Source organism: Actinomadura sp. NPDC047616 (assembly GCF_040642915.1).
In the GTDB taxonomy this organism is placed as follows: Bacteria; Actinomycetota; Actinomycetes; order Streptosporangiales; family Streptosporangiaceae; genus Spirillospora; species Spirillospora miaoliensis.
This window is the reverse complement of sequence record NZ_JBEYTB010000004.1, coordinates 80,260-101,034: the sequence shown is the minus strand read 5'-3', so window position 1 is coordinate 101,034 and position 20,775 is coordinate 80,260. Positions and strand designations below refer to the sequence as shown.

18 protein-coding genes and 1 pseudogene are annotated in these 20,775 nt (G+C 72.2%); 9 read left to right on the top strand and 10 right to left on the bottom strand.

Annotated features, from left to right (window positions below):
* Positions 1-106 precede the first annotated feature (106 nt).
* Positions 107-1,360 (top strand): serine hydrolase domain-containing protein, encoded by a 1,254-nt coding sequence (locus ABZ801_RS11325; RefSeq protein WP_360695970.1) that lies wholly within the window; start codon positions 107-109, stop codon positions 1,358-1,360.
* Positions 1,361-1,428: 68 nt separating this feature from the next.
* Here ABZ801_RS11325 and ABZ801_RS11320 read toward each other — a convergent pair whose 3' ends face one another.
* Both ABZ801_RS11320 and ABZ801_RS11315 read right to left on the bottom strand, forming a co-directional pair.
* Complete coding sequence (locus tag ABZ801_RS11320) at positions 1,429-2,088, bottom strand: response regulator transcription factor (RefSeq protein WP_360695967.1); 660 nt, start codon at positions 2,086-2,088, stop codon at positions 1,429-1,431.
* The gene (locus ABZ801_RS11315) at positions 2,076-3,290 is read right to left on the bottom strand and encodes a sensor domain-containing protein (protein WP_360695965.1); all 1,215 of its coding nucleotides are present in this window, start codon (positions 3,288-3,290) and stop codon (positions 2,076-2,078) included. Before ABZ801_RS11315 ends, ABZ801_RS11320 begins: the two co-directional genes overlap by 13 nt.
* A gap of 228 nt (positions 3,291-3,518) precedes the next feature.
* On the opposite strand from ABZ801_RS11315, the gene ABZ801_RS11310 reads away from it, so the two are divergent.
* Positions 3,519-3,734 carry a hypothetical protein gene (locus ABZ801_RS11310; protein ID WP_360695962.1) on the top strand — a complete coding sequence of 72 codons (216 nt, stop codon included), beginning with the start codon at positions 3,519-3,521 and terminating at the stop codon, positions 3,732-3,734.
* 34 nt (positions 3,735-3,768) lie between these two features.
* Complete coding sequence (locus ABZ801_RS11305; protein ID WP_360695959.1) at positions 3,769-6,123, top strand: hypothetical protein; 2,355 nt, start codon at positions 3,769-3,771, stop codon at positions 6,121-6,123.
* Here the strand turns inward: ABZ801_RS11305 and ABZ801_RS11300 are convergent.
* Together ABZ801_RS11300 and ABZ801_RS11295 are read right to left on the bottom strand one after the other, a co-directional pair.
* Positions 6,113-6,511: pseudogene (locus ABZ801_RS11300) on the bottom strand (alpha/beta fold hydrolase); the annotation flags it as partial. The gene ABZ801_RS11305 and the pseudogene ABZ801_RS11300 overlap by 11 nt on opposite strands.
* 49 nt (positions 6,512-6,560) lie before the next feature.
* Positions 6,561-7,160, bottom strand: a complete 600-nt coding sequence (locus ABZ801_RS11295; RefSeq protein ID WP_360695956.1) for a TetR/AcrR family transcriptional regulator — start codon at positions 7,158-7,160, stop codon at positions 6,561-6,563.
* A gap of 89 nt (positions 7,161-7,249) precedes the next feature.
* On the opposite strand from ABZ801_RS11295, the gene ABZ801_RS11290 reads away from it, so the two are divergent.
* Positions 7,250-7,612 (top strand): DUF4267 domain-containing protein, encoded by a 363-nt coding sequence (locus ABZ801_RS11290; protein WP_360695953.1) that lies wholly within the window; start codon positions 7,250-7,252, stop codon positions 7,610-7,612.
* 29 nt (positions 7,613-7,641) lie between these two features.
* Positions 7,642-8,136 carry a cupin domain-containing protein gene (locus tag ABZ801_RS11285; protein WP_360695950.1) on the top strand — a complete coding sequence of 165 codons (495 nt, stop codon included), beginning with the start codon at positions 7,642-7,644 and terminating at the stop codon, positions 8,134-8,136.
* A gap of 38 nt (positions 8,137-8,174) precedes the next feature.
* Here ABZ801_RS11285 and ABZ801_RS11280 read toward each other — a convergent pair whose 3' ends face one another.
* On the bottom strand, positions 8,175-8,747 hold the full coding sequence (locus ABZ801_RS11280) for a TetR family transcriptional regulator (protein ID WP_360695947.1): 573 nt from the start codon (positions 8,745-8,747) through the stop codon (positions 8,175-8,177).
* An 83-nt stretch (positions 8,748-8,830) separates the two neighbouring features.
* On the opposite strand from ABZ801_RS11280, the gene ABZ801_RS11275 reads away from it, so the two are divergent.
* Positions 8,831-9,337, top strand: coding sequence for a hypothetical protein (locus tag ABZ801_RS11275; RefSeq protein WP_360695944.1), 507 nt, complete (start codon positions 8,831-8,833; stop codon positions 9,335-9,337).
* A 75-nt stretch (positions 9,338-9,412) separates the two neighbouring features.
* Here the strand turns inward: ABZ801_RS11275 and ABZ801_RS11270 are convergent, their stop codons facing one another.
* Both ABZ801_RS11270 and ABZ801_RS11265 read right to left on the bottom strand, forming a co-directional pair.
* Positions 9,413-10,204 carry a DUF1963 domain-containing protein gene (locus ABZ801_RS11270; protein ID WP_360695941.1) on the bottom strand — a complete coding sequence of 264 codons (792 nt, stop codon included), beginning with the start codon at positions 10,202-10,204 and terminating at the stop codon, positions 9,413-9,415.
* A gap of 362 nt (positions 10,205-10,566) precedes the next feature.
* A complete protein-coding gene (locus ABZ801_RS11265) occupies positions 10,567-11,880 on the bottom strand; it encodes a hypothetical protein (RefSeq protein ID WP_360695938.1) in 1,314 nt (437 codons plus the stop codon).
* Between the two features lie 189 nt (positions 11,881-12,069).
* Here ABZ801_RS11265 and ABZ801_RS11260 point away from each other — a divergent pair, with 189 nt between their 5' ends.
* On the top strand, positions 12,070-12,663 hold the full coding sequence (locus ABZ801_RS11260; protein WP_360695935.1) for a TetR/AcrR family transcriptional regulator: 594 nt from the start codon (positions 12,070-12,072) through the stop codon (positions 12,661-12,663).
* A complete protein-coding gene (locus ABZ801_RS11255; RefSeq protein WP_360695932.1) occupies positions 12,660-13,499 on the top strand; it encodes an alpha/beta hydrolase in 840 nt (279 codons plus the stop codon). Before ABZ801_RS11260 ends, ABZ801_RS11255 begins: the two co-directional genes overlap by 4 nt.
* Before the next feature lie 170 nt (positions 13,500-13,669).
* Here the strand turns inward: ABZ801_RS11255 and ABZ801_RS11250 are convergent, their stop codons facing one another.
* Positions 13,670-14,512, bottom strand: a complete 843-nt coding sequence (locus tag ABZ801_RS11250; protein WP_360695929.1) for a TetR/AcrR family transcriptional regulator — start codon at positions 14,510-14,512, stop codon at positions 13,670-13,672.
* 64 nt (positions 14,513-14,576) lie between these two features.
* Between ABZ801_RS11250 and ABZ801_RS11245 the strand changes: the two genes are divergently transcribed.
* Positions 14,577-16,307, top strand: a complete 1,731-nt coding sequence (locus tag ABZ801_RS11245) for a right-handed parallel beta-helix repeat-containing protein (protein ID WP_360695926.1) — start codon at positions 14,577-14,579, stop codon at positions 16,305-16,307.
* Here the strand turns inward: ABZ801_RS11245 and ABZ801_RS11240 are convergent.
* Positions 16,291-18,429, bottom strand: coding sequence for a hypothetical protein (locus ABZ801_RS11240; protein ID WP_360695923.1), 2,139 nt, complete (start codon positions 18,427-18,429; stop codon positions 16,291-16,293). The two genes, ABZ801_RS11245 and ABZ801_RS11240, sit on opposite strands and share 17 nt — an antisense overlap.
* 1 nt (position 18,430) lies before the next feature.
* Positions 18,431-20,770, bottom strand: a complete 2,340-nt coding sequence (locus ABZ801_RS11235) for a hypothetical protein (protein ID WP_360695920.1) — start codon at positions 20,768-20,770, stop codon at positions 18,431-18,433.
* Positions 20,771-20,775 lie beyond the last annotated feature (5 nt).

Genomic DNA, 20,775 nt, shown 5'->3' with positions numbered 1-20,775 from the left:
CGGTAGTGCTGGCACTACTGGCAGGAGGGAGGCAGGCTGGCTCGTTCCGTGAGTCGCGGACGGAGATGCTTCAAGGGTTCCGAAAACCACTCGACAGGAGCCCCCCGTGTCGGACCACATCCAGCACTCCAGCCCGGCCAAGACTCCACGGAAGCGTCGCCGGATCTCCACGACGATCGCCGCACTCGCGGTGCTGGGAGGTGCCGTCGCGGTCGGCGCGCCGGCCCTGGCCCACGGCGACGGCGACATCCGCGACGTGGCGCTGAGCAGCGCCGACAGGTGGATTTCCGAACGCACGCCCAACGACGCCGTCCAGAAGGGCGCGGAGAGCCTGGTGCGCGACGACGGCTTCCCCGGTGTGCTGGCCGCCGTGAAGGGCCGTGACGGACGCACCCGTGACTACACCGCGGGTGTCGGCGACCGCGCCACCGGCGCGAAGCCGCCGGTGAACGGGCGCGTGCGCGTCGGCAGCAACACCAAGCCGTTCGTGTCGGCGGTGGTGCTGCAACTGGTGGGCGAGGGCAAGGTGAAGCTGGACGCGCCGATCGAGACGTACCTGCCGGGCCTGGTCCGCGGGAAAGGGATCGACGGCCGCAAGATAACCGTCCGGCAGTTGCTGCAGCACACCAGCGGCCTGCCCAATTACACGCAGTACATGGAGCAGAACGCCTTCAAGACGCGGAACACCTACACCGAGCCGCGTGAACTGCTCGACATCGCGTTGCAGCACAAGGCGGACTTCGCCCCCGGCACCGCATGGCGGTACAGCAACACCGGCTACGTCCTCGCGGGGCTGCTGGTCCAGAAGGTCACCGGCCGGCCGGTGAGCGAGGAGGTCACCAACCGGATCATCCGCCCGCTCGGCCTGCGCGACACCTACTGGCCGGGGCTGGGCAAGCGCGGCATCCGCGGCCCGCACCCCAAGGGGTACGACGCGGCGCAGCCCGGAGGGCCGCTGGGCGACATCACCTCGCTGGACCCGTCCTGGGGCTGGGCGGCCGGGCAGCTCGTCAGCACCCCGTGCGACCTGAACCGCTTCTTCGCCGCCCTGATCGGCGGCAGGGTGCTGCGTCCCGCCGAGCTGAAGGAGATGACGACCACCGTCAGGACGGAAAACTCCCTGCCCAACTCCAGCTACGGGCTGGGCCTGTTCAAGACGTCGCTGTCGTGCGGCGGCGAGCTGTGGGGCCACGGCGGTGACATCAACGGGTACGAGACCCGCGGCGGCGTCACCAAGGACGGCCGCGCCGTCACCGTGGCCGTCACCGCCCTGCCCGGCGCGGTCGCCAAGACCGAACAGGACATGCTCAAGGTGCACCAGCACGTCCTGGACCTGGTGGACACCGCCATCTGCAAGTAGTCCCGAGACGGCACGGTGGCCGTGTGCGCGAGCGCACACGGCCACCGTGCCGTTTGTTCGTGAGAGCGTCAGGGGTGGCGTTGGGTCTCTTCGAGGTAGCGCAGGACGGCGGTGACGCGGCGGTCCGCCCGGTCGGTGGGGGCCAGGTCGAGCTTGGCGAAGATGTTGCGGATGTGCTTGTGGACGGCGCCTTCGGTGACGACGAGCCGTTCGGCGATGGCGCTGTTGCCCAGGCCCTCGGCCATCAGGGACAGCACGTCGCGTTCCCGGGGGGTCAGGCGTTGCAGCCCGCTGTCGGAGCGGGTGCGGGTGAGCAGTTGCGCGACGACCTCGGGGTCGATGGCGGTGCCTCCGTCGGCCACCCGGTGCAGCGCGTCGAGGAACTGCTCGACGCGGCCGACCCGCTCCTTGAGCAGGTAGCCGAGCCGGTCGGCGCCGCCGCCGAGCAGTTCGGTGGCGAACGCCTGCTCGACGTAGGCCGACAGCACGAGCACGGCCAGCTCGGGGTGGCGGCGCCGGGCCTCCACCGCCGCCCTGATCCCCTCGTCGGTGTGGGTGGGCGGCATCCGGACGTCGACGATCGCGACGTCGGGCTTGTGCTCGTCCACGGCCGCCAGGAAGGCGTCCGGGGAGTCGGTGGTGGCGACCACGTCCAGGAACTCGGCGCGCAGCAGCAGCGCCACCCCTTCGCGCAGCAGGGGGTCGTCCTCGGCGATCACGATCCGCATGGCAGCTCCACCTGGAGAGTCGTCGGCCCACCGCGTGGGCTGGTCAGGGTCAGGCGGCCGTCGTGCGCCTCGACGCGGCCGCGGATTCCGGCGAGCCCGGAGCCCTTGTGCGCGTCCGCGCCGCCGACGCCGTCGTCCTCGATCCGCAGGAACAGCCGGGAGCCCTCGCGGCGGACGGTCACGGTCGCCTGCCGGGCCCGGCTGTGCCTGGAGATGTTGGTGAGCGCCTCGGCCGTCACGAAGTAGGCGGTGGCCTCGACGGACGCGGCGCACCGTCCGGGGACGTCGACGTCCACCGCGCAGGGCACCCCGCAGTCGGCCGCGAGCCCGGCCAGCGCGCCGGCGAGCCCCCGGTCGGCCAGGACGTGCGGCAGGATGCTGCGCACGACCGTGCGCAGCTCGGCCAGCGCCTGCTCGGCGGCGTCCTGCGCGCGTTCGAGCGCGGCGTCGGCGCCGGCGGGGTCGCGGGCCAGGGCGCGGCGGGCCACGCCGATCATCATGGTGACGCCGACGAGCCGGTTCTGGGCGCCGTCGTGCAGCGAGCGTTCGATGCGCCGCAGCTCCGTGGCGTGGGCGTCCAGCGCGGCGGCGCGGGTGGCCGACAGCTCCGCGATCCGCAGCGACAGGTCCATGTCGGCGGGCGGCGCCAGCAGCCGCCGCCCCGGCCGGGCCTGCAACCGGGCCATGCCCGGCCCGATGAACAGGAAGGCGACGCCCATCGTCACGCCGAGCAGCACGACCAGCAGGGCGCCGGAATCGTCGCTGACGTCCCAGAACACGAACGTCGGCCGGGACTCTTCCGGGGGCAGGAGCCGCCACCACAGCGGAAAGGTGACGTACGGGACGGTGTTGAGCGTCAGCGTCGCCCCGGCCAGGCTGAGGAACAGGCCCAGCGTGGCATGGACGAACACCCAGCCCAGCTCCCGCCGGACGGCCGTGTCCGCGAGGGCGGCGCGTACGCCGGACGGCGCGGGCCCCGGGCCGATGATCTCCGGCCCCCACCGCGACAGCCGCCCGCGCTCGCGTTCCGCGACGGATCGCAGGACGCGCGGGACGGTGCTCGCCAGCAGCAGTCCCACACCGGTGACGCACAACAGCGCGACCAGCACGATCCACATCACGGCGGCGAAGGCCAGCAGGGCCGTGCCCAGGCCGCCGATCAGATGTTCCATCGCGTCGAGAGCGGCGCGGGCACGCGCCACGACGACCCCTCGTCGAGCACGCCGGGTACCGGCCGGTTCGGTCCCGTTCGCCGCCATCCGCACCTCCTAGATCAGAGACCCTAGGCCAGCGACCGGGCACTGTCAGGGGGCCGGACCAAGGAGTACAGCCTGCTGTACCGAAGACCGGCTCGGAGGCTGGATCGTCCACCGCCCTCGCGGTTCCTAGCGTGGTACGCGTCGATCGGATCACTCACCGAGGAGCACGCGATGACGGATTTCCAGAACGCCTCCGAGGCGCCCGTGAGCCGTGGCGGCGGGGCCGTCCGGCCGCTGCTGTGGGTGCTGCTGGCCATCAGCGCGGCCGGGAACATGGTGACCTCCGGCAGCGGCGCCCACACGGTCGCCGGCATCGCGTTCGGGGTGGCCACCCTCGGCTTCGCCATCGCCCTGGTCGTCCACCACTACCGCACCCGCCGCCGGTGACCTCGGCCACCCGCGGGCCCTACCATCCGCCGTGATGGAGCCTGAAGATCAGATGGACCTGCTCGCGGAGATCCACGCCGCGCTCGCCCAGGTGAACGCCTCCGTGCAGGCCGCACACGTGCCCGTGGACATGCTGGACGTCCTCGTCGCCACGGGCGAGGCCGAACGGGCCGAAGTCCTCGCCGAACGCGCGGGGGCGCGGGCGTGCCGGACGGTCATCGTCGCCCTGTGGCGGCACGGCGAACGGGAGCGGGCACGGCGCCTGCTGGCCCGGACCGCCTTCCCGGCGGTGGGTCCGCACTCGCCTCTCCACGAGCTGGTGAGGGACCTGCTCGGCGCCGGAGCCGCGGACGAGGCGCGCGCCGCCGTCGACGCCTGCCTCGGCGACGACGCGTGGGCGCGCGCGGAGATCGCGGCCGAGTTCGTCCGCCACGGGCACCCGGACGAGGGCCTGGACATCCTGGCCGGTCACCGGGACTTCTCCGGCCAGGTCGTGCGGGCCTTGATCGAGGCCGGGCGGCTCGGCGAGGCGGAGGAGACGGCCCGCCGTGGCGGCGCGCCCCTCGGCGAGATCGCCCTCGCCTTCGCCGACCACGGCGATCCGGCCCGCGCGGACGAGTTCGCCCTGCTCGCCGACGCCGAGCCCGCAGGCGGGCCCACCCGGGAGAGAGACGACATGGGCGCGTGCGCGGCGCTGACCAGGGTGGGCCGCTTCGACGCCGCCGTGGCCCGGCTGGCGAAGCTGGCGCGCACGCCGGGGAACCTCAACCTGCGTCCGTTGGCGAAGGCGCACGACTGGGCCGGGATCCTGTGGGGCGAGCACTCGGGGTGGGCCCCGCACTCGCCGCGCCGGTACGCCGCCGCCGCAATGGCCGACGAGGCGATCCGCGCCGGGACCGAGGGCCGGCTGCTGGCCGCCGCCCCGGGCTGCGACCTGCTCCGCGCCGCCGTGGCGATCGCCTTCGCCCAGTCGGGCGACGACCGTGCCGCCCGGCGCCACCTGGCCCTGGTGACCTCCGTCGAGGGCCGGGTGGAGGGACGCCTCGCGCTCGCCGAGGCGCTGACCGGAACCGATCCCGCGGTGGCCGCCGAAGCGGCCGTCCAAGCCCTGGAGATCGTCGACGACGCGGCGCAGGGCCGGTCCGGCTCCCGCACCGAACCGTACGAGTGGAGGACCATCCGGACGGGCGTGTGCGAGGAGACGGCGGTCCTGCTGGCTCGCGCGGGCCGGCCTGACGACGCCCTGCGCGTGGCGGACGGCCTCCCGGCGAACGTCCTCGGCGGCGCCGCCGCGTTCCGCCGCCTGGCCGAGGCGCTCGGCAGGCGGGTCGGCGAGCCGGGAAGCCCGCTGGGCCCCGTCCCCGGCGAACCCGCCGACGCGGCGGAGGCCGTGGACGCCGTCACCGCCACGGGCCCCGCGCACGGCGACGTGGTCGTCCAGGCCGTCCTGCGCACCCGGACCGACGAAGAGATCGACGACCTCCTCCCCTCCTTCACCGGATGCTGGGACCGCGCCGCCGACCAGACGCGCGCCGCCCGGGGCCTGCTGGACGCGGGCCGGACCGAGGCGGCCCGCCGGGTCGCCCTCCACCTGGTGGCGAGCGAGCCGCCGGGGCCGTCCGGCATCCGCCGCCGTCTCACCCGTCCCGCCGCCGTCCGCCTGGCCCTGGACGGTGACCTCGACGGCGCCGTCGCCCTCGCCCGCGCTGACCCGCACGTCCTGGTCGCCATGGTCGTGTCGCTGCTGGACGCCGGTTCCGTGGACGCCGCGCGCCGCGTCATTGCCGGCCACCCGTCCATCGCGAGCGACCTCGCGGGCCGGCTGGAGCATCACGGCCTGTTCGAGTACCTGCCCCTCGTCGGTTTCCCGGCCGCCGACCCCAACCCCGACGTCGGGAACGGCGAACGCCACACCGCCGAACTGCTGCGCGCCCCCGACGGCGCCGCCGAGTTCACCGACGAGATCCTGAACGTCGACCCGGACGTCCTCATCCGCCGCCTCCTCCGTGCCGGGAAGTTCAGGACCGCCCTGAACGTCGCCACGATCCCCGACCACGAACTCACCTACGACGGGTTGGTCCCGACGTCCCTGCGCGTGAGCTGGCGGATCCGCGTGGCCACGGCCGCCCACGAACGCGCGCCGTCGCTGGCCGCGTGGGCCCTGGACGTCGCCGAGACCACCTACCGGAACGCCCGCCACGACGACGCCGCCGTCCTCGCCGAGATCGCCGCCTTCCCCGGCTGGCCTCGGGACCGGGCTCTGGCCCTCTTCCGCGACGCCCTGGCCCTCACCCGGCACGGCACACACGAGCTGTTCCTGTCCGTCCTGGACAGATCCGTGCCGCTGCTGGCCCGCCACGGCGTCCTCCACGACCTCCTCACCGAGTGAACGCCAGCAGGAGTGCGGCGGTCCGCGGCGGATCTTCGAGCATGGGCGAGTGGCCGACGTCGGGGAGCAGCTCGACTCTCGCGCCCGGGACGGCGCGGTAGGCGGCGGCGGACGAGGGTCGCCATCTCCGGTCCTCCGCGCCGAAGATCACCAGCAGCGGCTTGCCGACGGCCGCCAGCCGGTCGGGGAGCGCGCGCTGCTCCAGGTAGTCGTCCACCGCCCGGGACGTCGTGGTGAGCGCGTGGTAGGTCATGCCGCGCACGTCGTCGACGAGCTGCGGCGGGGCCTCGTAGCCGCGGCGGCTGAACGCGGTGCTCAAGCCCTGGCGGAGGATCCGGTCGGTCCGCAACCGCCACAGCAGTTGCCCGACGACGGGGACGAACAGAAGCCCGCCGACGGGACCGCGGTGAACACCCGCCCGCCCGTTACTCGTCCTCTCAACCGCTGACCTGCGAAGTGTCGCCCCAGTGCGCCAACCGCCGGAGCAGCAGGGCGAGCCTGTGTTCGTGGTGTTCGCGTGGGAGGCGGCCGCCGCGCGTCAGCGTCACGAGCCCGTGCAGTCCGCTCCACAGCACCTCGGCGAGCAGGTCGACCTCGTCGTCTTCGGCGACGGGCCGGACGACCTGGCGCAACTCGTCGAAGCCGGCGTGCAGGGCGGGCGGCGCGTCGGGCGTGGCGAACGGCAGGCTCACCGACTGGTTGAACATCGCGTCGTAGAGCGCCGGACGCCGCTCGGCGAACGCGATGTACGCCGCGGCGACGTCGGCGAGGGCCTGCTCCGGAGTGCTCGCCGACTCACGGGCGGCGCGCATCTCGGCGGCGAGGTCGGCGAAGCCCTCCACCGCGACCGCCGCCATGATCGCGTCCTTGCCCTTGAAGTGGCTGTAGAGCACCGGCTGGCTGTACTCGACGCGTTCGGCCAGCCGGCGGGTCGTCACCGCCTCCCATCCGTCGGCCTCGGCCATCTCGCGAGCCGCCGTGACGATCAGCCGCTCCCGCTCCGCTCGCTCCCGCTCCCGGCGTGCCTGTATCGACATGCCCCCGATTCTAGCACCGCTAGCTATTTTTGCCGTCGCTATGCTAGCTTCGATCTCGTTCCTAGCACTGCTAGCAATCGGAGCCCTCCATGCTGACTCCCACCGCGTACGGCCTGGCCATCCTGCTGAACCTGCTCGTCGCGTTCATCGGCGCCCGGTTCCTGCTGCAGCCGGTACCCGCGGCCGCCGGTTACGGCGTGCCGTCCCAGCCCAGCGCCTACCTCACCGTCAAGGGCGTGCGCGACCTCGGCTACGGCGTCCTCGGCCTGGCCCTGCTGGCCTTCGCCGGCGCCCACGCGGCGGGCTGGTTCATGCTCGTCGTGGCGCTGAACCCGCTGGGCGACACCCTGATCGTGCTGCGCAACGGCGGCACCAGGGCGGTCGCGTTCGGCATCCACTTCGCGACCGCCGTGGTCGTTCTCATCAGCGCCGCCCTGCTGTTCGCCCTCTAGAGACCCGTCCCCACGAAGGAGCCGCCGCGATGTCGCTGATCGTCCCCGAATCGACCCGGTCCGTCGTCGTCCGCCAGGCCGAGGCCGAAGTGATCGGCCAGGCCCCGACCACCGTCCGGCTGCTGGCCGACAGCAGCGCGACCGGCGGCGCGCTGTCCACTCAGCGGGTCACCCTCAACGACGGCGCCGACGGCGCCCGGCCCCACCACCACGCCGCCTCGGCCGAACTGTTCTACCTGCTGGACGGCACCGCCCAGTTGCTGTCCGGCGACCAGGTCGTGACCGCCGAACGCGGCGACCTTGTCATCGTTCCCCCCGGCCTGCCCCACGCGTTCGCCGCCGCCCCCGGACACGACGCCGACATCCTCATCGTCATCACTCCCGGAGTGGAGCGCTTCGAGTACTTCCGCCACCTCGAACGCGTCGCCTACGGCAAGGTCCCGCCGGAGAGCCTCCTCGACGTCCAAGAGCTCTACGACACCTACTTCAGCACCAGCCCCACGTGGGACGAAGCCCGAGCCTGACCTTGCCTTTCGTGCCGCTGATCCGCGGCGGCCCCCGGTCACGTGGCGGGGGCGGCGCCGGGGGGCAGGAGGGCGTGGAGGCCCGCGCGGATCCGTTCGGTGCTCATCTGCCGCTCGATGCGCAGGTAGTCGATGACGTCGGCGCGCATCGCGGTGAACAGGATGTGGGCCAGGTAGCCGGCGTCGGCTCCGAGGTGGGCGGCGTGGATACGGCGGTCCAGCTCACTGATCCAGAACTGGCTTGCCGGATTGGCGTAGTAGGCGTGCGGACGGCGGCGTTCGAGTGCGCGGATGAGCGTGCGGTTGTCCAGGACGAAGTCGAACAACGCGTCGAGGTAGGCCGCCAGGCTTTCATGGGCTTGGCCGCCGGGCCCCAGCGGCGGCGTACCGGTGAGCACGGCGTCGCGTAGCGCGTTGACGCGGGGCGCCAGGACCGCTTCGACAACGCCGTGGAGGTCACCGAAGCGCCGCAGCACGGTGGCCTTGCCGACGCCTGCGGTCTCGGCGATGCGGGCAAGGGTGACGCGGTCCAGGTCCTCGCGGCGGAACAGCGCTTCGGCGGCCTCCAGAATCGCGGCACGGTTGCGCACCACGTCGACTCGCTCGGCCACCGCCAACCTCCCTTGCCGAAGTGGTCCGTCGGACCGTATTGTACGCCGGGAAAAGTGGACCGACGGACCGTTTGAGGTGAGTCATGGACCAGGACACCGCCCCGGCACCTGCCGGACAGGACCGGCGCCAGCGTGAGGCCGCCGCGGCGATGCTCGAACAACTGCGCGCGCGGAAGCCGGAGCCCTACCGAGAGCACCGGCCCGTGCCGAGGGTGATCGACGTGGTGGGCCGCCGCACCGGACTGTCACGGCCGTTCGGTGTCAACGTCACCGCCGTCGACGGTCACCTGTACGTCTGCTCGTCGACACGTGCACGTGACTGGGTCCGCAACATGCTCGCGGCCGGGCGGTGCCGCGTCGAACGCGACGGCCCCGACGGCGAGGACACCGAACGCCGCGCCGTCCTGGTGGAGGGACACCAGGCCGCGCGGGTGCTCTCCATCTATCTGCGGCAGTCCGGCTACCAGGACCCGAGCCTCCCCTTCGCTCCCGACGCCCCGGTCGAGGAGATCCAGCGCCACGTCCACCAGACCGCCGTCCTGCGCCTCGATCCTCTTCCCGCGTCCGATCACCCTCAACACGACCGGTGAAAGCCATCGGCCGGCACGACCGGCGACCTCTCGGTGATCCCGCTGGTCGGCGCGTCCTCGGTGGCCCAACCTTGTCTATCCGTCGTCCAGAGCGACGACCGCCTGTGAGAAGTCTCCGTCGCGAAGCGCCTGCCTGGGGATCAGGAAGTGCAGGGAACCTCCCTCGGCGAACTCCCACTCGCCGAGGTTGCTGGAGAGCCGGAGAAGGTGGGTGTACTCGCCCCGGAGGTCCGGGAGCGGATCGCCCGGCTGTACCGAGGGTGGCCAACCGAAGGCTTGGTCCAGGTCGCCCGACGTCGGGTAGTGCTCGCCCGGGAAGTCTCCGGCGAACAGGTCGGTCACCTTCTCGCTCGGGTCGCAGATGCTCGCGAGATCAGGGCCCGGGTCGAGGCCGAAGCCTTCGATGAAATCCTCCAGCGTCGCGCCCCACCACGGGTCGGGCAGCGTCATGCACGGTTCGGCGTGCAGCGGAACCATCGCGAATGAGTCATCGCCGGGTGGCCTGACCTCGATGGCTCTCGCCGGGTCCGCGGGGACGATCTGACAGACCTCGAGATGGTCGATGCCGAAAAAGTTGAGCAGACCTGGCCGAATGGGCAGTTCGTCCGCGAGCCACGGCGCGAGTTCGTCGGTGTCGAGCACCGCGAACAGGTTGAGCGGCAGGTCGTCGTCGTGCGGCCACGGCGTTCCCGGGTCCAGGAGAGCCGGGCCGCCCAGTCGACTGCGTCCCGCCGCCGGACGGGAATCGCTGGCCGGGCAGAGCCCGAACCCGGGTCTGGCCAGCGCGGCCAGCTGAGGGCCCAGGCACTCACCGAGGAACTCCACGCACACCGCGCGGATGAAGGTGATCTCCGACTGGTGATCCATTCACGGTATCCCAGCACATTCCTCCCAGGCAGGGGACCGGGACCTGTGGGACGAGGTCGAACACGCCTACGTGCAGTGGCTGAAGTGGGGACGGCCGGACATCACCCGGTTCGGGCTGACCGTCACCCCCGAGGCGCACATGGTGTGGCTCGACGACCCCAGCAACGTCATCTGACCGGCACCGCCCCGGCTTCCGCTGGGCGCTGGGCTTGGCGGGGGCCGCCTTGCCGGCCTGCTCACCAGCAGGCGACGCCTCGCGGTCCGTAGCGGCCTTACCCGCCGGGCTGGGCCATGCCCGTGCCCGCCCGCCTTGCGGCCCGGCTGGTGCGACGGGCGAGCCCGCCGAGAGGCTCGGTGGCGTGTCAGACCGCGGCCGTCAGATTCCGTAGTTCGCGCACCGAGGACAGGTGCTTCGCCTTGACGGGAACCGCGTCCAGGACACGACGCCCGGCCACGCGCACCCGAAGCACCCGCCGCTCGACCGGAAGGGCTTTGATGATCTCCACGGCCTCATTGCACGCACTTTTTGGATCACTGCGGGCATGTAGCAACGCACCGTGAAGACGCACCTGGAAGGTCGCGTACTCGTTGGGGCGATCGAAACGCAGCGCGGCCTCCTGGGCCTCGGTGGCGCGCTTTTCGTCGCCGACGAGCGAGTACACCAAGCTCTGCTCATGACGCAGGATGTCCTCACGGGAAGGCGTGGGAGACGACAGCCGCTCGAAGACGTCCTCGGCCTGTCGCATGGCAGCCACCGCCTCCTTGTCTCTCCCCATCAGGGCGAGCAACTCGGCCTTGCCGCTGAGCGACGCCATGCGCTCGTAGCTTGGACGGGGGCCCGCGAACTGGAGCGCCTTCTCGGTGAGATCCAGCAGATCCGTGAGGTCCTCGCGGCTGTCCGTGGCGCGCTGGTTCGCCTCCCACTCACGTGTGAGGGCGGAGAGCAGGTCACTCTCTGACCGGTCGGCGAGTTCACGTGCTGTAAGCCACCATCGGTGCGACTGACGGCGGTTGCCGAGTTGCAGCCACGTCCCGGCGATGAGGTACGCATGGCGGGCCGCGACATACGAAAGGTCGCGCTGGACACCGTCGGGCTGGCGGCGCTCCAGATGCTCGGCGATCTCGGCCCACTCGTCCGCCAGACCGGTCAGTGCGACCTCGGGGGGATCGATGCGGAAGCTGAGCGCGTGGACGTCGTAGGCGGAGCCCCAGTCGTCGATCATTGAGCGGGAAACGCTCGCGCCGGGGAGTTTCGGCTCGGAAAGCTGCCATGCCTGGGTGAGGGCCGCCAGAACGGGAGTGACGGCGGCACCAGCGGTGACCTTCGCGCCGTCCTGCAGGAGATCACGTCGCTTCACTGGACCTTGCTCCTTATCGGAGGCTGGGGGACCTGCTTTCAAGGTACGCCTGTAGGCGGCGATTTCCTGCCGGAGCTGTTCGATCTGGCGGCGGACCTCGAACAGGCAGCCGTCGGCGTTGATCGATTTGTCGAGCGCGTAGGCCATATCCACGGAGGGGAGGCGCTCGGCATTTTTGATCATCGAGATGTACGGCTCGGTGCAGTCGGCGGTACGAGCGATCACTTTGTTCGGACGGTCGCCCGCGAGATGCGAGAACACGCGCGCGTAGATCCGCTTGCAGATCATCATCGTGGCGTCGTCGAGCCGGTCGTCCATGTCGGCCTCCATGGATGCCGTGCGGCAAGCGCCTCTCGCTCACCTTCCGTTAAGCCATCGTCACTCACGATAACCACGATTGCCCCACGGGTGTGTGCGCTTGTGAAAAGAAGGGTGCGATCCTTGTCGGTCTAGATCTAAGCTAGGAGTCCTAGTTTCTGCTTAATATCTCTAGGGAGAGGTGCGGGCATGGCTCGGGCCGGGTTGACGGCGGAGCGGGTGACGCTCGCCGGTGCCGAACTGGCGGACGAGGTCGGGCTCGATCACGTGACCATGTCGGCGGTGGCGCGACGCCTCGGGGTGAAGGACGCGAGCCTGTACGCGCACGTGCGCAGCCTGGAGGACCTGCGCGGGCGGATCGCGCTGCTGGCGGCGGACGAGAAGACCATCCGCATCGCCGAGGCCACCGCCGGGCGGGCGGGGAAGGACGCGCTGGTGGCGTACGCGAACGCCTACCGGGCGTACGCCCACGACCACCCGGGCCGGTACACGGCGACGCAGATCCCGATGCGCATCGATCCCGAGCTCGCGGCCGAGGCGCCCGGGCCGCGACGTGCGGTCGAGCTGACCTACGGCATGCTGCGCGCCTACGCGCTGGACGAGCCCGGCCTGACCGACGCGGTGCGGCTGGTGCGCAGCACGCTTCACGGCTTCGTCAGCCTTGAGGCCGCGGGCGGGTTCGCGCACGCGCGCCCGGTGGAGGACTCCTGGACGAGCTGCCTCGACGCCCTGCACACCTCGCTGGAGCATTGGCCCACACGCCGTGAAGGAGACCCATCGTGAGCACCCCGACCATCGGCCGCCTGCGCGTGGACGGCGCGACCCTGCACTACGAGGTGCGCGGAGAGGGCCCGCCGCTGCTGCTGATCCCCGGCGGCGCGGGCGGCGCGGCCTCCTTCGACGGTGTCGCCGACGCGCTGGCCGCCGACTACACGGTCGCGTCCTACGATCCACGCGGCCTGTCGCGCAGCCCGCTGGACGACCCGCAGGCGCGACAGCAGGTCGCGCAGCATGCCGACGACGCGTTCCGGCTGCTGGAGCTGCTGTCTCCGGACGCGCCCGCCCGCGTGGTCGGCTGCAGCTCGGGTGCGATCGTCGCGCTGCACATGCTCACCGTCCGCCCCGAGCGGATCGAAAGGGTCGTGGCGCACGAGCCGCCGGTGGTGGAGGTGCTGCCGGACGCCGCCGAGCACCGCGCCCTGCTCGCCCGCGTCCAGGAGACGTTGCGCCGGGACGGCCTGATGCCCGCCGTGGCCGAGTTCGCGGCGGGCCTTCGACGCCCCGGCGCCGATCCCGTCCCCGCCCAGGCGGCCACCGAGCTACCGCCCCAGGCGAGGGCACGGGCGGAGCGAACGATGGCGAACATGCCGTACTTCCTCGGGCGCATCGTGCCGAGCTTCATGGCCTATGTCCCGGACCTGGACCGCCTGGAGACCCTGTCGGACCGGCTCGTGCTCGCCGCCGGGACGGACTCACACGGTGAACTGCCCTACCGTCCCGCCGCCTTCCTGGCCGAACGGTTCGGCACCGAACTCGTCCACTTCCCCGGCGGGCACACCGGTCTCACCACCCACCCCGCCGAGTTCGGCGACCTGCTCCGCAAGGTCCTGACCACCTGAACTCCATCGCGTGTCAGGTGCGGAGACCCCCGGGTCGGCGGCCGGGGCGGAAGGCGACGGGCGCCGCCTGACCGTTCCGTGCTGCCGGACCCGGGGGACGCCGTGCTCCGTAACGGCGTCGCATCGGGCACGTCCGGTGCAGACGTTGACGCCGCGACGAGGCCGGAGCGTCACGACCGCCTGGCCCGGTACGCGCGTTGCCGGCAGGCCCGCGAACAGTAGCGGCGGGGGCGTCCCGAGGAGGGCTGCTCCACAGGCCCCCCACACACCCGGCAGCTTTCGTCACGCTTTTCATCACGCCTTCGGGCGACGAGCACCTCGATGCCGTCGAGGATGCGGGCCAGGCCGAACTCGAAGGGGTCCTCCGGCCGGTCATAGCCTCCCGCCTCCCACAGGGCGGAGATGGCGGGATAGCGGTCGAGGTGGGCGTACAGCGAGTCGCGGGCGCCCCACCACTCCTCCTCACTGACGCCGCTGCCGCGCTCGGCCCGCGCGATCTCCACCAAGGTCAGCGCCTGCGCGTCGACGAAGCGTCCGACCAGTTCCACGGCGGCGACGACCTCGGCGGGAGCGAGCCCCGTGCCCGCGAGGACACTGAGCATGCGGTCGTAGAGGGCCACCGTGTTGGGGCCCGGTATGTGCCGGGTGCCGCGCACCTCCGCCAGCCACGGATGCCGTTTGCGCAGTTCCCAGGCGTGGCGCGCGCACGCCTCCAGTCGCGGCCGCCAGCCGTCCCCGGACGGCGGGCCGGACGGCGGGCCCACAACGGCGTCGCACATGAGGTCGACGAGGTGGTCGCGGCCGGGCACGTGCCGGTACAGCGACATGGTGGTGAAGCCGAGCCGCTCGGCGACCTTGCGCATCGACAGACCGGCCAGGCCCTCGGCGTCGGCCACCTCCACGGCGGCGCGCACGATCCGGTCCAGGGTCAGCCCGCGTCGCGGCTCGCCGCCGTCCCGCTCCCACAGCAGCTCGACCGCGTGGTCGGGATCGTCTGCCCTGTCGCGCGCCATCGCACACCTCCGTGTTTATGGTATAAATCCCGTACACCGTAAATAGATATGGGGTGGTGCCGCCATGCTCACCGAGTTCCACGTCTCTCCGGCCGGGGACGACTCCGCACCGGGCACGCTCGACGCTCCGTTCGCCACGCTGGAGCGGGCGCGGCGCGCGGCGCGGAAGGCGACCGGCGATGTCGTCGTCCACATCGGAGCGGGCACGCACGTGCTCGACAGGCCCTTCGAACTCACCGAGGACGACTCCGGCCGCGACGGGCGGCGGATCGTCTACCAGGCCCGCGGATACGGCACCGAGGAGCAGGAGCAGGCCGTCGTCAGCGGCGGCCGTGAGATCACCGGCTGGCGGGTGCGGGACGACGGCGCATGGGTGGCCGAGGTCGGCGACCTGGACACCCGCCAGCTGTACGTGGACGGCCGCAGAGCGGAGCGCGCCGGCATCGACGGGCTCCCCGGCGACGCGCGCAGGTCCGCGACCGGATACGTCACGGACCACCCGCTGGACTGGCAGGCACCCGGCGGTGTCGAGTTCGTCTACCGGGGCGTCTATCCCTGGACCGAGGCCCGGTGCGGCGTCGCGTCCGTGACGCGCGACGGCGACCGCAGCGTGATCACCATGGTGGAGCCCGCCTTCGGATGGGCGGTCGCGCTCTACACCTCCGCCTGGGAGGGCCAGGTCATGGACGGACCCGGCCTGCCGACCCGGATCGAGAACGACCCGTCCTTCCTGTCCGAGCCCGGCACGTTCGTCCTGGACCGGTCGCGGCCCGGCCGTCACGTCCTGCACTACCTTCCCCGTCCCGGCGAGGAGCCGTCGCGTACGCGCGTGGTCGCCCCCGCCCTGGAGACGCTGGTGCGGCTCACAGGTACCCGTGACGTCTCCTTCAAAGGGCTGGTCTTCGCCGATGCCACATGGCTGCGTCCCAGCACAGAGCGGGGATTCCTGCACTACCACGGAACCGGCTACCACGACGGCGGCGCCGTCGAGAAGGTGGTCATCGTCGAGGACGAGGCATGGGTGACGGTGCCGGCCGCCCCGCGGACGATCCCCGCCTGTGTGAGTCTCCGCGACACCACGGGCATACGCTTCGAGGGCTGCCGTTTCACCCGGCTGGGCGCCACCGGCCTGGGCGCCACCGGCGGCGAGGACGTCACGGTGCGCGGCTGCGACTTCGACACCCTGGCCGCCTCGGCCGTCACCGTCACCGGCGTCCGGAAGGCGGTGATCGAGGACAATCTGGTCGAGCGCATCGGCCTGGACCACTCCGGCTCCCCCGGCATCGCGATCGCCGAGACCGTGGACTGCGTCGTCGCGCACAACCACGTCCGCGAGGTCCCGCACTGCGGCATCGTGGCGGGGCCCGGACGCGGCACCCGCATCGTGCGCAACCTCGTCACCGGCAGCATGAGCGTGCTGGCCGACGGCGGCGGCGTCTACCTGTCCGGGCCGCAGGGAGACTCGCCCGGCAACGGCGCGGTGGTCAGCGGGAACGTCATCAAGGACACGCGCACCCCGTACAACTTCGCCCTCTACACCGACTATGGGGCGGCGTGGGTGACGGTCGAGGGGAACGTTGTCGCAGCCGCCGACAACACCGCCGTCCTGCAGGTCAGCCCGCCGCTGGAGAACGTCGTCTACCGGGGCAACTTCTGGGACGCCGACCCGATGGGCAGCGACGACGTGCCCGCGGGCGTCACCTACGAGGACAACACCACCATCGCCGACAAGGCCGAGCTGGACGCCGCCACGACCGGCATCCAGGCCCGCGCGGGGCTCAGGCGGTCGTTGTGATGTGAGCGGGTGGGGCGGCGGGGCAGCGTTGGCAGGTGGTGATGAGTTTGGCGGCCTCGCCGCAGACGCCGCAGTGGGGGCAGTACGAGACGGTCGGGCGGGTCCAGCAGCGGGCGCTGAGCGTCTCGCTGCCGAACCGGCGGTCGATCTCGTCACCGTCGAAGACGTGGGACTCGTCGGAGTCGTCGGCGCGCAGGACCGGGTAGCGGTTGTCGCAGGAGCCGCAGCGGCGCAGTTCCCACACGGTGTCGCACATGTCGCAGGTGCTGGTGAACGTCTCGTCGTCGCGGAGCCGGAGGGTGCGGGCGGGGTCGGCGGAGACGGCCCGGCACAGCGGGCAGCGCAGGAAGGCGGCCATCCTGTCGGCGGCGGCCGACAGGTCGGTGCCGAGCCGTTCGATGAGGTCGGCGTTGCCGCCGCGCTGCATGAACTGGGCCGTCGTCACGCCCAGCTTGTCGATCCGGCGGCGCGCCGTGGCCAGCTCGTGGGGCGCGGGCGGGCGCAGCATCCGCAGGCCGTCCGGTGCCGCCGCCAGCCAGTCGACGCCTTCGGCGATCGTCCTGGCGTATTCGGCGGGGCAGGCGATGACGGCCGGGTAGTCGTCCACCAGGCCCTGGACGAGCGCGTGACGGAGGCTGCGGGCCAGCCGGGTCACGCTGTCGATCTCCAGGGGGGAGACGGGGAGGAGCGGCGCTCCGGCCACGGGTGCGGGCGCGTCGCAGCCCTGGAAGGCGCGGAGCCGCAGCGGAAGGGGCAGGTCGGTGCGCTCGGCGCGCTGCCCCGGGTAGACGACCAGGGTGCGAGGCGACATCCCTTTCGCGGCCGTCAGGGCGTCGATCTCCTCGGCCACCTGTTCGGAGCGGCGTGAGGCGGTCAGGGAGTGCGGGATCGGGACGACGCGGAGGACGGCCCTGCCGTCGCGGGCGACGACGAACGTGTCCGTGCTCGTCCAGGTCAGGTCGATGCCCTCGCCGAGAGGCAGCGGGGGGCCGCCTGGGAGGAAGGGGCCGTCCGACAGCAGGTCGAGTTGCGCGAACGCCTGGAGCAGGAGGAGCGCGGTGTACTGGGTGAACGCGTGGCACCACGCCTCAGACCGGTCGGCGGACTCCCCGTCGCGCTCGGTGCCTCCCCTGACGGCCACCCACGCGCGCCACAGTTCGGCGACGTTGCGGTACCGGTCGTCGTTGGCGAACACGTTGGTGGCGCGCAACGTCACGCCCACGTCGACCCGGCGGTGCACCCCGGGCAGGATCATGGGTCCGCGCAGCTCCACGAGGATGTTGTGCAGCCTGCCGAGGTCCTCCTGCACCTGGCGGACGCGTTCGCGCCGCTCGTCGTTGCGCACCAGCCCTTCGATCAGGTGGAACATGTAGTGGCTGACGCGCCACGGCCGTTCGCTGGCGTCCCGGGCGTACAGGCCGATGTCGTCCAGCATCGCCTCGATCTGCCCGACCTCGACGAGCCTGGTGTGCACGTACTCCCACAGGTGGTCGACCAGGCGGGCCAGCACCCGGTTCTCGTAGAAGTCGAGATGGGTCTCCCGGCCCGGGTCGAGCAGCCGAGCGGGGCGGACGCTGTCGGGGCGCAGGCCCGCCCAGTCCTCGCTGTGCGCGGCCAGGCGCACGACCGCGCGCGGGGTGATCCGCCGGGCCCGGGACGCGGGAACCACCTCGTACACGGTGCGCAGGCGGGTGACGGGACGGTGGCAGGCCGCCCGCAGGTGGGGCAGGCGCAGGGCGATCTGCTCGTCGATGCGGCGGGTGGCCAGCCGGTCGTCCATGTCGGCGCCGCCCATCAGGGGCGTCTCGTCCAGCCACCGGTCGGCCGGGGCGCCTTCCTCGATCAGGGCGGCGAGCCTGCGGCCGATCGAGACGACGGCGTGGGCGGTGATGCCGGCGGGCACGGGGGCGTGGCCGAACTCCCCCTGCGTGCTGCGGCGTGCGGTGCCGTCCCACAGCGTCCAGGCGTTGTCGGTCGCCAGGAACCGGCCCGGACGGGCGGGCACCCCGTTCAGCGACAGGGCCCGCGTCCCCGGCACGAAGATCAGCCGTCCGAGGGTGCCGCGCCCGGACGGCGCCCGCGTCTCCCGGTCCAGGAGCCGGTCCCAGATCCGCACCGCCATGTCACAGGCCCCCGCGCAGGTGCAGTTCCGCGTCGAGCCGTTCGAGCGAACGGACGGGCTCGGTGCCGAACGGCTTCCACAGGCGCGGCAGGTCCGCCTTGAGCTCCTCGATGCGCCGCACCGGGATCTCGAAGCGTCCGCCGAGCTTACGCAGGATCCTGGTGGCCAGCACGTGGTCGGCGGCGTCGCCCTCGCTGCCGCCCGCCGCGCAGACGACCGGGACGAAGCTGTCCAGGTACGCCATGAGCCGGGAGCCCGAGGAGATCCGGAAGTCCTGGAGCAGCCGGTCGCGCAGGTCGCCGTCGAGGAACCGGTGCACGTCGCGCGCGGCCGCCGCGTGCCTGCGGCGGGCGTCGCCGAACGCCCGCCGGAAGGCGCGCAGCGAGTAGGGGCCCTGCGGCGGCTCCACCGGCTCGGCCTCGACGGGTTCCGGGCGGGCGGGCAGTTCCAGCACGTGGGAGCGGTCGTAGGTCTTGTCGGCGAACGACACCGTCGTCTCGTCGTGGTTGGCGGTGCCGACGAACCACACGTTCGGGGAGATGGGCAGCTTGCGTCCCTCCAGCAGGCCCTTGGGGGCGGGCTGCACCTCGGTCGTCATCAGCTCCAGGGACTGCTTGTGCGCCCCGGCGCTCCCGGGCTGGCCGAGCTGGTAGAGGACCTCGCTGAAGTACTGCTCGGGGTGCGACAGGTTCATCTCGTCCATCACGACGAAGAACGGCCGGTCGGCGTTGGCCGGGCACTGGGCCCTGTAGAGCGCCTGTGTGAACGGCGACTCGTAGTAGCGGCGTTCGAAGGCGTTGAAGTAGCCGACGAGATCCTGCGGGGTCCGCCAGTCCGCGCTGACCGGCACGATCGCGGACTCGGCCTGGATCGCCCTGGCGAACACCAGCGGCAGTTGGGTCTTGCCGATCCCGCTGATGCCCTGGAGCAGGTGCAGGCGCGACGCCGACAGCCCGCCCAGGAACATGGTGAGGTCGGTTTCGGAGTAGTACATGCGGTACTGCTGCGCCAGGAAGTGCCGCAGCCACCGGACGAACTCGTCCAGCGGCGGCAGCGCGTCGAGCAGGTCGTCGCGCTCCTCGCCGTAGCGGGCGTCCATCGCGTAGCACTCGGGGAAGGGCGAGTCCCCCTCCTTGCGCTCGGACAGCTCCTGGTAGTCGCGTTTCAGTTCCTCCACCCGGCGGTGGTAGGCGTCGGCGGAGGCGGCCAGGGCCTCGTTGGTGACCTTGAGCCGCTCCAGTTCCAGCGCGGTGATCTCGTGGGCGGAGAGCTGTCGCTGCAACTGCTCGTTGCGCGACACCAGGACGGCGCGCTCCTCGCGCCAGCGCAGCTCGGCCTCCTGGAGGGCGGCGAGGCGGTCGAGGGTGTCGGACGGAACCGCCCGCTGCATGCGCAGTTCGGCGTTGTCGTCCTTGAGCCGCTGCAGCTCCTGGAGCACCTCCTCGGGGGTGCGGCGGCCGAACGCGCGGTCGATCCGCTCCCGCGCGGCGATCTGCTCCTCCAGCTTCTCGGCGTGCTCGCGCAGCGCGTCGTACCTCTGCTCCAGTTCGCGGCGGCGCAGCTCACCGGCCTCCATCGCCGCCCGCACCCGGTGCTCGACGCGCTCGTCGAGCAGTTCCCGCGCCTCTTCGACGTCTTCCTGCTGTGCCGCCAGCTCGACCTTGAGGGCGCGCAGCCGGGCGCGTTCCTCGGCCAGGGCGGCGGTCTGGTCGGCCAGCTCCTGGCGTTGGGCGTCCAGCTCGGCCCGCAGGGCGGCGCGGGTGCGTTCGTGTTCCTCGGCGAGCGCCCGCTGCTCGGCCTCGACCTCCCGCCGCGCCTTCTCCAGGAGCTTCCTGGCGTCGCCGAGGGCGGTCTCCTTCTCCCGCTCCTCGCGGGCGATCAGGTCCCGTTCGCGTTCCAGGAGGCGCTGTTCCCGCTCGTCCAGCTCGCCGGTGCGGCGGACGACCGACTCCCGATCGGCGGCCAGCCGGGCGGTCTCCTCCTCCACCTCGGCCAGGCGCCCGCGAAGCCGCTCCTGCTCGTCGGCCAGTTCGCGTTCCCTGTCCGCCAGCCGCTGCGACGCCTGGCGGAAGGTCTCCAGCTGCGTCGCGGCCTCCCGCCAGGTGGCCTCCAGCGCGGCCGCGTCGACACCGTCCCGCGGCGGCTCGGGCGCCGGATCGAGCGCCTCGGGGCCGCCCGCCGCGGCGACGGCCTCGGGCAGGGCCTCCGCCAGCTCGGCCGCCGCGTTCTCGGCTTTGACGGCCGGCGCGGGCGCCTTCGGCCGGACGGGCGGCTTGGCGGTGGTGTCGATCGGCCGACGGCGTGCCTGCTGGCGTCGCCCTTTCGAGCGATTCTTGGCCATGGGCG